Below are 13661 nucleotides of genomic sequence, written 5' to 3' on the forward strand. Positions count from 1 at the left end.
GATTCAAGTTTTTGGCAACACAAAACGCGCTTAGACGCGCTCCAGTCGGGCGTATTTCACGACAAACTTCTTAACGGTATTGTCAGTGAACATGACGCTGACCTTGAAGTTTTCGCCAGTTCCCTCCGTCGCATAAATAGTGCCGACACCAAAGGTGGGATGTCTGACGCGCATACCTTTTGAAAACGGTGCGCTGCCAGAAGATCCATCACCGTCGTAATCCGGGAAGTCCTGCACATCATCATAGCTTTGGCTGCGAGCCTTGTTGCGCTCATAGCCTCCGCCGCCAGTATTACCCCATTTGCCAGCACCACCGCCAAAGTCTGAATCGTATGAACTTGAGCCATAACGGGAAACGAAGCGGGGAGCTTCCGCTGAAGTTTTAAAGTCGATCAGGTTCTGCGGGATTTCTTTGATAAATCTGGAAGGAGGATTGAATTGTTCCTGCCCCCATACACGGCGCATTTTTGCATAAGTCAGCCACAGTTTTTGGCGCGCGCGGGTCATGCCGACATAAGCCAGGCGGCGTTCTTCCTCGACGTCTTCTTCGCTGTCACTTTCAGCACTGCGAGCACTTGGGAATAAGTTTTCTTCCAACCCCACCACAAAGACATAGGGATATTCCAAACCTTTGGAAATATGCAAAGTCATCATCGTGACAGAGTTCTGTTCCTGATCCAAGGAATCCACATCATTCACCAGGGCCATCTCTTCAAGGAAGCTGGTCAGGGTGGATTCTTCTCCACGCTCTTTGGCAAATTGAGCAATGGCATTGTCCAATTCTTCCAAGTTCTCAATACGCGCCTGAGCTTCTGGGGATTCATCCTTCTTCAGGGCCGCCAGATATTCGGTGCGATCCAGAACGATGTGGTAGAAGTCCACCAGTTTGAAGTCTTTGGCATTCGTCTGAAGCTCAGTCATCAATTCCAGGAAGCGACGGATTTTTCCGGTTGTTCCCGCATTGAAGATACGTTCGTCACAGGCTTTGAAAGCGGCCTCGAACATGCTGATGTTTTTTTGAGCTGCGTATTCTTCAATTTTTTCGATAGTGGTTTTGCCGATACCGCGGGCCGGAACATTGATGATACGTTTCAAAGCAATATCGTCCGCCGGATTGATGGACAGCTTCATGTAAGAAAGCATGTCCTTGATCTCCATACGCTCATAGAAGCGCACACCACCGACCAGACGGTATGGAATGCCCATGGTACGAAGCTGTTCTTCCAACACGCGGGACTGGGCATTGGTGCGATAGAAGATCGCATAATCGTTATAAGACCCTTCGCCTTCGTTCATCATGGACTGAATGGTCTTGGCCACGAAGCGGCCTTCTTCGTATTCGTTTTTTTCCTCGCGCACGTGAATCAAATCACCCGCATCATTGGACGTGAAAAGAGTTTTGTCTTTGCGTTGCGAGTTGTTTTTAATAACCGCCGTGGCGCCATTCACGATATTTGCGGAAGAACGATAGTTTTCCTCCAGCTTCACCACCTTGGCGTCGCGGAAGTCTTTTTCAAAATCCAGAATGTTTTTAATATCCGCACCACGCCAACTGTAGATCGATTGATCCTCGTCACCGACCACACAAAGATTGCGGTGAGCAGACGCCAGCATTTGCACCAGCAGGTACTGAATGTGATTGGTGTCCTGATATTCATCCACCATGATGTAGCGGAACTTTTTCTGATACATCTGCAACACATCCGGATACATGCGGAAAAGGTCGTAGGTCTTTAACAGCAGATCATCGAAGTCCAGACTGTTGGCCTTCTTCATCTCGTTTTCATAGGCCTTGTAAACCTGCACGGTCTTTTGATCCATCAGGCGTTTGGAGGATTTCTCCAGTCCTTCCGGGGAAAGCCCCATCATCTTTGCGCTACTAATACGGCTTTGAAAACTCTTGGCCGGATACATCTTGTCGTTGATATCCAGAGCTGTCATGACCTTCTTGATCTGGCTCAGCTGATCGGAAGAATCATAGATTCCGAAGAAAGGTTTGTAGTCGAGCAAAGTGATATGCTGGCGTAAAACGCGCACGCAGAAACTGTGGAAAGTGCTGATCCAAAGCTGGGAATGAACAATGGCACCCATATCAGACAGAATCTTGTAAATACGGTGTTCCATCTCTTTGGCAGCCTTATTGGTGAAGGTCACGCAAAGGATCTCATCCGGGGCCGCGACCCCTTGGCCGATGATATTGGCCATACGATGGGTCAGCACCCGGGTTTTGCCAGAACCAGCACCGGCAAGAATAAGCAAAGGGCCTTCCAGAGTTTCAACGGCATCCTTCTGGGCGGGGTTCAGATTTTTTGTAACAAAATCAAGTACATCCATGGCGGCTTCCTTCACCTGCGTTCTGGGGGCTGTCAAACTTGTAGTGAGACTGACAAAGTTTGTCTATCTCTAAGTTTTTATTGAGGTTTTGGAGTTTTTTCACTATAACTATAACGCAATAGGTCAAGTGAGCGAGAGAACCCTCCCGTTTATAGAGCTTAGAGAGGACTTTGTGAAGCGCGTTTTTAGCCGGATCACCGCAACAATTTTAGCTGTAGGGACATTGAGTGCCTGCGCTCCTCAGTCAGAAACGGCCGAGGAAAAAGGGACAGTCCGGGTTCTGGCTCCGCAGTCGGACTCCAAGTCCGGTTATGCTCTGCAAACAGTGGATTTGCGTGGGATCACAGATCTGCAAACCGTTTCCGGAAAATTTGTCCGCTTCTTTATGAGTCCTCGCATTGTGAAGGGTAAACTTACAGGCCGCCCGGCGGTCAGTCGTTTTATCAAAAATCAAGAAGGCGAGTTTATTCCTGCCAACGAAATGACCCAGCAGCTTGTGGCAATCTATGCACACACGCAGCGTTTGGCCCAGTTGGATGATGAACTGGGGGCTGGTGGTATTAACACTTGGCCACGTGATGTGGGTGTCGGCGTTCGTGTTAAAGGTGGGCAGAATAATAATGCCTACTATGACGGTGACACGGATTCCATGCTGGTGGTGCCATACAATCAAGCCGGTCTTCCGATTGCAATCAACGGCGGTATTCTGGCGCACGAACACTTCCATTCTCTGTTCTACAAAGTTGTTATTAAAAACACGGCAGAATCCAAAGCCACCGCGCACACTCTGGAAGATTTCGTTGGAGCTCCGATTGTGGCTGAAAATCTGGCAGCACGGGGCCGTCTGAAGCCATCTGACATCGAAGGCGCCGATCTGGAAGAGGCGGATTTGCAAAAATACTATCGTCAGGCCATGCTTCGTGGTTTGAACGAAGGCCTGGCAGATTACTGGGGCTGGATGTACACCGGAAATCCTGACTTCATCGCCCAGTCGCTGCCGAAAGAAAAAATGAATCGCTCCATGAACGTGGACGGGATTTTTGCGACTTATGAACTGCCAAGTGCAGGCACAGTTAAAAACAGCATTCAGGTATTTTACAAAGCTGGCGACTCCAAAAAATTTGAAAGCTATGTGACAGGTTACGCTTATGTTATCGGCACGCAGTTTTCCCGCATGCTGAAAAGCTTTACGGAAGTTTCAGCCAAAGAACGTGGCTTGGAATCCCTGGTTGCTCGCAAAGAAGTGGCCAAAGTCATTCTGCGCACCCTAAGCACTCTGAAAACGGAACTGGTTGAAAGTGAAACTCCGTACTATCGCGCTGAAAAGTATGTCATGAGTTTTGCCAAAGAACTTTCGGAAATGAAACCGGCGGAATGTGAGTTTCTGGCTGGCGTGATCAATGTTTCCACCGATGAAGCCAACACACGCTATTCCTGCAAAAAGAACGCGGATGGATTGAGTCTTGAAGCCAACACAGTCAGTGCCCAGGAAGTCATGTAATGAAACTTCTTATCGCATTTTTAATTCTGACAGTATCGTGGGGCGCCGGGGCTCAGGAATCCCGTATGAAGATCAAAGCCGAAGACCCCGTGTCGTTGCTGGCCCTGTATCCGTTGACCTATGAAATGCGCTACGAGCGTGGCAATTCCCAGGATCTTGAAAGCCGTCAGCCGGTCAATTTCGGGCTGGGCTATCATCGCAGCCGTTACAGCGTGCTGTTTGAATACAGTCACTTTTCTGATGAAAGTGGCAATGGCACATCTTCCGTCGAACGCAAACATCAGGATCTGCTGATGTGGGGTCGTTACAACCTGGTGGCTGGGACGGATGAACACATGCGCGGCATTGTGTATCTGGGCGCGGGTGTGGGTGGTTATGAGGAAGAAGTGATTACGACCTTTATGGGTTCCTCCCGCAGTGACAAGACCGGAATGAAAGTGATGGGCGGAGCTGCTGCCGGGCTTGAGTTGTTCATGACCGGCCATTATGGCGGTGTTTCTGCGGCTTTGGAGGGGCGGGCTTTGATGGGCCCTGACTTCGATCCCAATCCTGTCTTTGGCGTTGCCCTGCGCCTGGGCTTAGTCCTGCCTTTATAAAATAAAAAAGCCCCGCTTGTGGCGAGGCTTCTTTAAGGAATTTTAAAAGCGGTACTAAAAACTATTCAGTGATTTTCTGAACAATTGCAGAGCCAACTTTGGCTTTCGTTACAAGCTCTGTACGATAAGCTTGAGCTTCTTTTTGTGTGGCGAATTGACCAACACTGACGCGGAACCAGGTTTTGCCTTTGATATTCGCCGGAACGTAGAAGGCGCTGTAGCCTTTGTTTTTAAGGTCAGAAGCCATTTTCTGCGCTTCACCTTCGTCAGCGTAAGAAGCCACTTGCACAGTGAATTTACCCACTGCGAACTGCGCTACGTCTTTTGGTAACGAGGACGGCAGACGGTCTTCTTTCGCAGCCACTTTTTTATCGACAGCTTCCAAAGATGCCGGGGACTTGCCAGCAGCCACAGTTTTAGCGGCTTCGGATGGTTCGTGATTCTGAGTCACCGGAGTTTTATCTGCTTTAATCGGCATTGGTTTGTGTGGATCTTTTGGTTCCACGTTTGTTTCAGTTTTGCTTTCAGCTACATCAGCATGATGGTCTTCAGTTGCAGGTGCTGTTGCTTCACCCGCTGCGATTGGAGTTGTTTCATCAGCAACAAATTCTTCAGCAAGCTTGGCGATTTCTTCATCAGTCATCGCGCCCACTTTGCCTTCAGTTGCAGGCTCCTGAGATGGCACAGATGCCACGTCACGTTCAGCTGTATGGGAAGTCTTTTGCGGCTCTAGAGCGGAAAGAGCGTGTTGGTTGTCACTATACTTTTTGCCGGCAAAAATACCGATAGAGAAAGACAACAAAGAGATAGAGAAAACTAATGTTAGTTTTACCACGACATCCATTTTAGAACCCATTTTTTCAATCCTCATAATTTTTAAACCCGCTTGAATGCTTAAGTTTCGGGCCCTTCCTTTGGCCCTTCAAACATGTTAGCGTTAATCCGCCAAACTGGTCAATCATCCAAGGGTCCGGCCCAAAGGGGAAAGCGTGGAAAACAGCGTAAAATCAAGGGATTGGAAGCAGGTCTTAGGTCAAGCTATCAAGGCTGTGAGCCTGGGGCGTGAAGTGCTTCTCAATTATTTCGGTAACTTAGAGCACGTGGAAGAAAAATTCCAAGCAGGTCTTGTAAGTGAAGCCGATAAAGAATCAGAAAGAGTCATTGCAGAGCATCTTAAGAAAAATTTTCCGGAAATAGAATTTTTAGGCGAGGAAACCTTTGCGGCATCTCACGGAACCGGGACCAACGTCGCGTGGAGCAAGGCCGGCCCAAACGGGCGCTGGATACTGGACCCACTGGATGGAACCACAAACTATGTTCACCGCTTTCCGATTTTCTGCATCAGTCTGGGGTTGGAAATTGACGGTCAGATTCAGTTGGCGGTGATTGATGTTCCGATCCTGAAAGAAACCTACACTGCGATTCGCGGGCAGGGAGCTTTCGTCAATGGACGTCCATTGAGCATCAGCAAAAATACAGAGCTTAAAAAAGGTCTGTTGGCGACAGGTTTTGTTTCTGAACACGAACACGTGATCTCGGAACAACTGCGTATTTTCGACGACATGGTTCGCAAGTGCCGTGGGGTTCGCCGCCCGGGGGCTGCGGCCTACGACCTTGCACAGGTGGCGCGTGGCGTGTTTGACGGCTATTGGGAACGCAACATCCAGCCTTGGGATGCGGCTGCGGGTATTCTGCTGGTGGAGGAAGCTGGTGGCGTTGTGCAAACTTATCGCGGTGACAAGTACACTCCGTACAAAAACTCAATTGTGGCGGGAAATGCGGCGATGGTGGCAGAGATGCAAAAAGTGCTGGTGCCTCGGTTAAGTGAAGGCACCAACTAAAAGGTCACGAACTAGTTCCGTTTGTTGCCAACGACCAAGCGGCCGTTTTGAGCCTCATCCAGCAGGGAAGAGTGGTAGTGAAAAATAACACTGCCACCTTTCAGATAAGGAATCAGCTTTTCCGCCATGGACAAGGACAAGGCCGGGCATCCCCAGCTTAAACCCAGGCGACCAAAAGGTTGCCCCGTTTTGGGGTTTTTCATATTGATAAAGTCCTCACCGACATACCAAGCGCCATGCACCACGATGTCACGGTTATAAGCCTGGTCATTGGATTTTTGCAGACCATACATGCGCAGGGTCTTACCGTAAGAACCTGAATAGATATCCCCTGTCAGATAGAAACCCAAAGAGGTCTGGCGCGAGTCTTTTGTGTTACTGAATTTGTAAGCGTAATTGCCTTCACCGCTGCCGATACCATGGGAAGTATAGTATTTCTGTACATCACCTGTGCGCATATTGATGAAATAGAAACGCCGCTGAGTCGATGGTGCTGAATAGTCCACGATCGCCACATACTGAGGATTATGCAGCGTCACTGTTTTGCTGCTGCGGCTGCGTTTATTTTCTTCACAAGGGCGGACACTGGCAGGATCTTTACCTTCACAGACATAAGTGTCCTGATTGAAGCTGCGGCCGCGATTTTCGTACATGAATTTATTCAGGCGGGAAAGCGCATCTGCAGGAACTCCGGCGCTGAGGATTTTCTTTGTGATGGTATTTCCGGAGGATTGGGCCTGGGCTGTCAGCCCCGCAGCGCAAATCAGTCCACCTAGCAACAGATTCATATATAACTTCATAGGGTCTCCTACTAAATAGAAACCCGTTATATTATGGCTGGCTCAGAATGGAAACTGTCAGGATTTTTGACAGGAAGAAAACACAAAAAAGTGCCGCAGAAAGGCCTTCAAAAAGGTACGGACTTACTTTTGGTAGTGCGTATGCGTCTAACGCCTTTGCACAACCAAAAGTAAGTCCGTACCTAATGGTTTAGTGGCTGAGTTTGTTTTTGATGTCAGCCAGTTTATCGCCCACTTTGTCGCCCCATTTTTCCATGAAGCCTTTGACGGTGGCGTCGTCAATTCCGACCGTGCTCATAACCTGATGAACCCGTTTGTCGGCCTCTTCTCTGGAAATACCGGTTTTGGCGGAAACCAGAGACACCAGATCGTCAGGGTTCTTCAGGGCTTTTTTGATTTCTTCATCGGTCAAATTCAGACCGGCAAACTTCTGTTTCAGGGCACTGGAAAAGTCCCCGAATTTGTTTTCTATTGCTTGCTTGTCCATAGATGCTCCTTCCTCGACCACAGTCGGGATGTTCTAGTGTGACAGCTTATCTTTCAGGTTGTCGATTTTTTGGTTCACCTTGTCGCCGGCTCTTTCCGTGCCACTGGCGAATTTTCTATCCAGCCCTGACATGAAGTCATTCACCTGACGGGAGGCTTCCTCTTTGGTAAGGCCGATTTTTTGCTGAACCAATCCGCTCAGGGCCTCCAAATTGCCTTTTGTTTTTTGAATGTCATCGTCGGTGAGGGCACCCCATTTTTTACGGAGTTCGCCAGATATCTCTTTGATTTTTCCCTGGAAGATATCCTTGTTCATAAGTACCTCCTTGAATGGATTTAACTTACTTTAAGCAGGCGCCTGTTTGGCGAAATAGTCAAATTTCTGCGCCAAAACTTTGACTACTGTCATAGAATTACTACCCGGCAAACATTCACCACAGGGGCAAAAATTGCCTGAAATCAAATGTGTTGGACCGCAGTCTTACTGACAGGACTTGGGTCCTGTTGGCATCTCTGTTGCTTTCAATCTTGATAGGACCACTACGTGGTCATTCATCATGGAGGATGAAGTGGCTGAAGAAAAAGCGGCAGCATCGGAAGCAATGTCGGCTCCGAGCGGGGGATCTGGACAAAAGCCTATACTACTTATTGCCTTGGCGGTCATTAATATGCTCGTCGTTGCAGGCGTGGGCTTCATGCTCTATTCAAATCGTAAAAAAGAGGCGGCAGAGCCTAAAATCGAACATGTCATTAAAGGTGAGGCAGAAGCTCAACATAAAGAGGCTACTGAAGAAAAAGAAGTCATCGGCAAGGTGATCCCTCTTGAAACCTTTATCGTGAATCTGGCAGGCTCCAAGGGCCGTCAGGTGGCCAAGGTGAACATGGAACTGGAAGTGACCGGCACCCATGTCATGGAAGAGCTGGAAAAGCGTAAAGCCCAGATCCGCGATATCATTATTATTATCCTTTCCAGCAAGACCTATGCGGAAGTTTCCTCGCGTGAAGGTAAAGACAGTTTAAGAAGTGAAATCAAGGACACCATCAACTCTTTCCTGGTGCAGGGGAAGATTTCAAACGTGTTCTTCACAGAGTTTATCTATAACTAAGGCAGGACTATGAATCAGGTTCTTTCACAAAGTGAAGTGGATGCTCTGTTGGCGGCGGTCTCCGATGGGGATGTGGCCTCTTCAGAAACATCCAAGCCCGAAGCGCAGAATGTCGGCAAGGTGGACGAGCGCAAGATCGTATCTTACGACCTGACCAGTCAGGACCGTATTATTCGTGGCCGTCTTCCCCAGTTGGAAGTTATCTACGAAAAATTCATGCGGGCCTTCCGCGTGTCCCTGTCTTCGGCACTTCGCAAGATTGCATCTATCACTCTGACCTCCACAGAGTTCTTAAAATTCGGTGAGTTCATCAATACGCTGCCGATGCCAACTTGCATGAGTGTCCTGCGTTTCGGTAATCTGCGCGGTTCTGCTTTGTTTGTTATAGAGAGTAAGCTCGCTTACGCACTGGTGGACAGCTTCTTTGGTGGGGCGGATCGTCCTTATACAAAAATTGACGGAAAAGACTTCACCCCAATTGAGCTTTCCATTGTCCAAAAGGTGGTGGGGCTGGCGATCAATGACATGGAAATGGCCTGGGCCTCCATTGAAAAGATCGGCTGCTCTTTTGTGCGTACTGAGGTGAATCCGCAGTTCGTGGGGATTGTGCCTCCGACAGATGTGGTGATTGCCTCCACTTTTGACGTGGAGCTTGAAAACGCGACAGGCACAATTTCAATCGTGATTCCTTACGCGACGATCGAGCCGATCAAACAAAAATTGCAAACTGGCTTCCAGGTTGAAACAGATCAGACCGACAAAAAATTGTGGACGGCAATCATTCAGGAGCAGCTTTTGGAAACAGACATGGAAATCAAAGTGAACCTTGGGGAAACCGAGATCAAATTGCGTGATCTGATGAACCTGAAGGTGGGCGATGTGCTTCCGTTGGATCAGGATGCGTCAGGGGAATTCGACGTGGCCGTCGAAGGTGTTAGAAAGTTTAAAGGTTATTACGGAATACATCATGGAACCGTGGCTGTCCAAGTGACCAGACCGGTGGAAAAGTAGGGGGATGAATGAGCGACGATACATTGGACAATCTGGCAGATCAGCTGGTGGCCGAAGCCGCGGGAATGGCTGAGGCTGGCAGTAAAAAAGCCTCCAGCGAGATGCCGGCACACAAAGACAGAAATCTGAATTTGATTCTGGATATTCCATTGAAAGTATCCGTGGAACTGGGGCGCACCAAAATGCCGGTCAGTGAACTGCTGAACCTGACTCAAGGTTCCGTGATCGAACTGAGCAAATTGGCGGGTGAGCCAATGGAAGTTTACGTGAACGATAAATTGATTGCCCGCGGTGAAGCCGTGGTGGTGAATGAAAAGTTCGGTGTGCGTTTGACAGATATTATTTCCCCTGCTGAGCGTGTGGAACAGCTCAGATAAGAGGTATGAAAATGCGTTGGTTGCTATCTTTAGTCTTTGTTGTGTCAGTTTCAGCTCAGGCCGCAGAAACAGCGGGTGAGGCTTCTGCTGTGGAAACAGCAGTGGCAGCGACAGAATCCGAATCTCAGGAGCTTTCCGCCACAGTGACTGCGGAAGCCAAGGATCTGCCGAAGGCGGATAATCGCAAAGAGTCCGAAATTCTTCTGAATCTGGATAATAAAAAGACAGCTTCCAGCGAAGGCAGCGGAGTGTTTCGCATTCTGTTCACGTTGTCCTTGTTGGGTATCGTGGGTACGGGGGCTTACTTCTTCCTGAAAAAATACAGAGTTCCCCGTGCGATGAAACATCAGACACAGATCAAGGTTTTGCAACAGCATTATCTGGGGCCAAAGAAAAGTCTGGCGATCGTGCGTGTGGCAGGTGAATCCATCCTGATCGGGGTGACGGATCATAATATCTCCATGATCAAGTCCTTGTCCCTTTTGGATGATGAGGTTCCTGAAGAAGCCCCACAAAGTTTTGGTAAGGTGCTGGGTCAGTCCGCCAAGGATGCTGATTTTGACGAGTCCGAATCGGAAGAAGCGCCAGCGCCGCGCAAACGTGCTGCGAAAGACCTGGATCTGGATGAAGAGTTCGCGATCAGTGGGATCAAGGACATTGTTTCCAAACGCCTGAAAGGCATGAGGTCTCTTCAGTGATTAAGAATAAATGGACTCTTTGGAGTCTGCTTCTTTTGCCTTTGATCTTCTTCGCAAGTTCAAGTGCATTGGCTCAGGTGACTTTGCCAACAATGAATCTGGGGTTTAAAACCACAGACAACCCAAATGAAGTTGTGAATGCAGTTAAATTGATCATGGTTATGACGGTGCTGACTTTGGCACCGGCGATCCTGATCATGATGACAGGTTTCACCCGCATTATCATCGTGCTGTCTTTCCTAAGACAGGCGATGGGGGTTCAGCAGATGCCACCGAATCAGCTTCTGGTGGGGCTGGCTTTGTTTTTGACTTTCTTCGTGATGCAACCGGCGTTCAATGAAATGAACACCAACGGCATCCAGCCTTATATGGCCGGAAAAATTTCGCAGGAACAGGCGTTGGAAAACACTCTGGCTCCACTGCGCAAGTTTATGTTCCATCAAACCCGTGATTCAGATCTGGCGTTGTTCCTGAAGCTTTCCAAAGTGGACAAACCTAAAACCCGCGCGGATGTTCCGACGATGGTTTTGGTTCCGGCTTTTGTGGTTTCAGAACTTAAAACCGCGTTCCAGATCGGCTTTATCATCTTCCTGCCTTTCCTGGTGATCGACATTGTCGCAGCCAGCGTGTTGATGGCGATGGGTATGATGATGCTTCCGCCGGTGGTCATTTCGTTGCCGTTTAAAATTATGCTCTTTGTTCTTGTGGATGGATGGGGATTGCTCATTGGTTCCATGGTTAAGAGTTTCGGGTGAGGTGAAAAGTGACAGATGAATTGGTGATTCGACTGGGACAGGACGCGCTTCGTACCACAGCCATGCTGGCGGCGCCGCTTTTGATCAGCACATTGGTTGTGGGTCTGGCCGTGAGCGTGTTTCAGGCGCTGACTCAGATCAATGAGGCGACTTTGACGTTCATCCCGAAAATGATCGTGGTGGCGGCTGTGTTTATCCTGGCCGGCCCTTGGATGATGGACGTGATGAGTACTTATACTGTGAATTTGTTTGAGAATATTGCCGTGATGGTGAGGGAATAGAGTGCTGAACTGGAGTGCATTGACAGAGGCTCAAATTCTTCTTTTTGCGCTGGTTCTTCTGCGCATGATCGCCTATGTCGTGTCCTCTTCGTTCTTTGGTTCCCCATTAGTGAATGCGCCGATCAAGATTCTGCTGTCCTTGATTCTGGCGATGGTGCTCTTCCCGGTGGTCAAGGTGGGGAGCGTGGATTACTCGTTAATCTCCAGTGAAACCATCAGCTTGGCGGTTCGGGAATTGATTGTGGGATTGGCGCTGGGTTTTTTAACCCGACTGTTCTTCTTTGTGGTCAGTATGACAGGGGATCTGGTTTCCATGAGCGTGGGTTTGAGCGCGGCTCAGATTTACAATCCGATGATGGGTTCTCAAGGGGGCGTTGTCGAGCAATTCTATTCCGCTATGGCCACCCTGGTGTTTCTGGCGATCAACGGCCACCACATGCTTTTGACCGCAATCGCGCAAAGCTATGAACTGGTGCCGGTAAGTTCTTTGGCTTTAAATGTTGGACCGTTTGCGGAAATCGCCGTTTTTGGACAGGCGGTTTTGATAATGGCAATCAAGATGTGTGCCCCGGTTCTGGTGGCCATTTTGATCGTGAATCTGGCGATGGGTATTCTGGGCAGGGCCGTGCCCCAGATCAACGTCCTGGTCACAAGTATGCCAGTGACGATTATGATGGGAATGACAGTGGTTTTCATCTGTCTTCCTCTGTTGATTATGGAAATGAATGGAGTTGTTGAAATCACAGCTAGCAAACTGTTTGATGTGATGAAACACTTATAGGGTAAGGCTTTTAAGTTCTAGGAAGGAACGAGATGGCTGAGGATAACGGCGAAAAGTCCGAAGAAGCAACGGACGCGAGACGGGAAGAGTTTCGCAAAAAAGGGAACGTTGCACATACAAAGGAACTGGCGTCGGCAGTAATTTTACTGGCCGCGGCTGGTGGCGTGTATGCTTTGGGTCGCTTTTTCTTTCAGAACATCTTTGAGATCTTCCAGCATTCCTTCGGGGATGACATGGTGAAGATGGTGCGAGAAGGAAATTTTGCAGAAGCTTTCAAATACTGCGGGATCAAGGCCATGATTCTGATCGCGCCCGTTTTGCTGTTCACCGGTATCATTGGTGCGGCCTCCTCTATTGTGCAAATTGGCTTCCTGCAGGTCGAAGATGCGGTTTCCCCTAATTTTGAAAAATTGAATCCGGCTGAAGGCTTTAAACGTATCTTCAGCCTGCGTGCCGTTGTGGAAGCTTTGAAATCCATTTTAAAAATGGGCACAGTGGCTCTGATCCTTTATTTCCTTCTGCGCAGTGAAGTGAATCAGGTGCCGTACATGCTGACTTATTCCATCGAACAGATCATCGCGTACCTGGGCGTCGTGGTGGTGAAGCTGCTGGGTGGTGTCGGTGGTGTGATGCTGGTTATTGCCGGTGCGGACTACTTCTATCAGCGCTATGATCTTGAAAAGAAAATGATGATGACCAAGCAAGAGGTCAAGGAAGAGCACAAGCAACGTGAGGGTGATCCGATGATCAAATCCCGCATTCGCCGTATCCAGCGTGAAATGGCGAGCAAGAGGATGATGTCGGAAATCCCGAAAGCCGATGTGGTCATCACCAATCCCACGCATATCGCCGTGGTATTGAAGTATTCTGATAACCTGCCAGCTCCACAAATCGTGGCTATGGGGGCGGATCACATTGCAGAAAAAATCAAAGAGATCGCGCGCGAGAACAACGTGCCTATCGTGGAAAACAAACCACTGGCGCGCACGATCTTTAAGACCTTGAAAATTGGACAAGTTATTCCTCGGGAGCTTTTTGTCGCTGTGGCTGAAGTGCTTTCGTACGTTTACCGTTTGCGTAGGAAGAGAAGATAA

The 13661-nt window shown here is 48.9% G+C and carries 16 protein-coding genes; 11 read left to right on the plus strand and 5 right to left on the minus strand.

Annotated features, from left to right (window positions below; genetic code table 11):
• Nucleotides 1-30 precede the first annotated feature (30 nt).
• On the minus strand, nucleotides 31-2334 hold the full coding sequence (locus EZJ49_RS14695) for an ATP-dependent helicase (protein ID WP_262552981.1): 2304 nt from the start codon (nucleotides 2332-2334) through the stop codon (nucleotides 31-33).
• A 172-nt stretch (nucleotides 2335-2506) separates the two neighbouring features.
• On the opposite strand from EZJ49_RS14695, the gene EZJ49_RS14700 reads away from it, so the two are divergent.
• Both EZJ49_RS14700 and EZJ49_RS14705 read left to right on the plus strand, forming a co-directional pair.
• On the plus strand, nucleotides 2507-3835 hold the full coding sequence (locus EZJ49_RS14700; protein WP_262552982.1) for a hypothetical protein: 1329 nt from the start codon (nucleotides 2507-2509) through the stop codon (nucleotides 3833-3835).
• Nucleotides 3835-4431: a hypothetical protein gene (locus tag EZJ49_RS14705; protein WP_262552984.1), complete on the plus strand. Its 597-nt coding sequence runs from the start codon at nucleotides 3835-3837 to the stop codon at nucleotides 4429-4431. The genes EZJ49_RS14700 and EZJ49_RS14705 overlap by 1 nt, the downstream gene beginning before the upstream one ends.
• 61 nt (nucleotides 4432-4492) lie before the next feature.
• On the opposite strand, the gene EZJ49_RS14710 is transcribed toward EZJ49_RS14705, so the two are convergent.
• Nucleotides 4493-5287, minus strand: a complete 795-nt coding sequence (locus EZJ49_RS14710; protein ID WP_262552985.1) for an SPOR domain-containing protein — start codon at nucleotides 5285-5287, stop codon at nucleotides 4493-4495.
• Nucleotides 5288-5420: 133 nt separating this feature from the next.
• On the opposite strand from EZJ49_RS14710, the gene EZJ49_RS14715 reads away from it, so the two are divergent.
• Nucleotides 5421-6272: an inositol monophosphatase family protein gene (locus tag EZJ49_RS14715; protein ID WP_262552987.1), complete on the plus strand. Its 852-nt coding sequence runs from the start codon at nucleotides 5421-5423 to the stop codon at nucleotides 6270-6272.
• Between the two features lie 11 nt (nucleotides 6273-6283).
• Here the strand turns inward: EZJ49_RS14715 and EZJ49_RS14720 are convergent, their stop codons facing one another.
• The 3 genes from EZJ49_RS14720 to EZJ49_RS14730 all read right to left on the minus strand — a co-directional run bounded on the left by EZJ49_RS14720 (nucleotide 6284) and on the right by EZJ49_RS14730 (nucleotide 7874).
• Nucleotides 6284-7072: a murein L,D-transpeptidase catalytic domain family protein gene (locus tag EZJ49_RS14720; RefSeq protein ID WP_262552988.1), complete on the minus strand. Its 789-nt coding sequence runs from the start codon at nucleotides 7070-7072 to the stop codon at nucleotides 6284-6286.
• 190 nt (nucleotides 7073-7262) lie between these two features.
• Nucleotides 7263-7559, minus strand: a complete 297-nt coding sequence (locus tag EZJ49_RS14725; protein WP_262552990.1) for a hypothetical protein — start codon at nucleotides 7557-7559, stop codon at nucleotides 7263-7265.
• A 33-nt stretch (nucleotides 7560-7592) separates the two neighbouring features.
• Nucleotides 7593-7874 (minus strand): CsbD family protein, encoded by a 282-nt coding sequence (locus EZJ49_RS14730; RefSeq protein WP_262552992.1) that lies wholly within the window; start codon nucleotides 7872-7874, stop codon nucleotides 7593-7595.
• Between the two features lie 253 nt (nucleotides 7875-8127).
• Here EZJ49_RS14730 and fliL point away from each other — a divergent pair, with 253 nt between their 5' ends.
• From fliL to flhB, 8 genes are read left to right on the plus strand one after another with little or no spacing between them, the layout of a single operon-like run.
• The gene (gene fliL, locus EZJ49_RS14735) at nucleotides 8128-8664 is read left to right on the plus strand and encodes a flagellar basal body-associated protein FliL (RefSeq protein WP_262552994.1); all 537 of its coding nucleotides are present in this window, start codon (nucleotides 8128-8130) and stop codon (nucleotides 8662-8664) included.
• A gap of 9 nt (nucleotides 8665-8673) precedes the next feature.
• Nucleotides 8674-9675, plus strand: a complete 1002-nt coding sequence (gene fliM, locus EZJ49_RS14740) for a flagellar motor switch protein FliM (RefSeq protein ID WP_262552995.1) — start codon at nucleotides 8674-8676, stop codon at nucleotides 9673-9675.
• 8 nt (nucleotides 9676-9683) lie between these two features.
• Nucleotides 9684-10052 carry a flagellar motor switch protein FliN gene (gene fliN, locus EZJ49_RS14745; protein ID WP_262552996.1) on the plus strand — a complete coding sequence of 123 codons (369 nt, stop codon included), beginning with the start codon at nucleotides 9684-9686 and terminating at the stop codon, nucleotides 10050-10052.
• A 5-nt stretch (nucleotides 10053-10057) separates the two neighbouring features.
• Nucleotides 10058-10750, plus strand: a complete 693-nt coding sequence (gene fliO, locus EZJ49_RS14750; protein WP_262552998.1) for a flagellar biosynthetic protein FliO — start codon at nucleotides 10058-10060, stop codon at nucleotides 10748-10750.
• On the plus strand, nucleotides 10747-11505 hold the full coding sequence (gene fliP / locus EZJ49_RS14755; RefSeq protein ID WP_262552999.1) for a flagellar type III secretion system pore protein FliP: 759 nt from the start codon (nucleotides 10747-10749) through the stop codon (nucleotides 11503-11505). Before fliO ends, fliP begins: the two co-directional genes overlap by 4 nt.
• An 8-nt stretch (nucleotides 11506-11513) precedes the next feature.
• Entirely contained in the window at nucleotides 11514-11786 is a 273-nt protein-coding gene (fliQ, locus tag EZJ49_RS14760; RefSeq protein ID WP_262553001.1) for a flagellar biosynthesis protein FliQ, read from the plus strand.
• A 1-nt stretch (nucleotide 11787) separates the two neighbouring features.
• The gene (fliR, locus tag EZJ49_RS14765; RefSeq protein WP_262553002.1) at nucleotides 11788-12567 is read left to right on the plus strand and encodes a flagellar biosynthetic protein FliR; all 780 of its coding nucleotides are present in this window, start codon (nucleotides 11788-11790) and stop codon (nucleotides 12565-12567) included.
• A 32-nt stretch (nucleotides 12568-12599) separates the two neighbouring features.
• Nucleotides 12600-13661, plus strand: a complete 1062-nt coding sequence (gene flhB, locus EZJ49_RS14770) for a flagellar biosynthesis protein FlhB (RefSeq protein ID WP_262553003.1) — start codon at nucleotides 12600-12602, stop codon at nucleotides 13659-13661.

The sequence above is a fragment of the Bdellovibrio bacteriovorus genome (genome assembly GCF_025558485.1).
GTDB classification, from domain to species: Bacteria; Bdellovibrionota; Bdellovibrionia; order Bdellovibrionales; family Bdellovibrionaceae; genus Bdellovibrio; species Bdellovibrio bacteriovorus_G.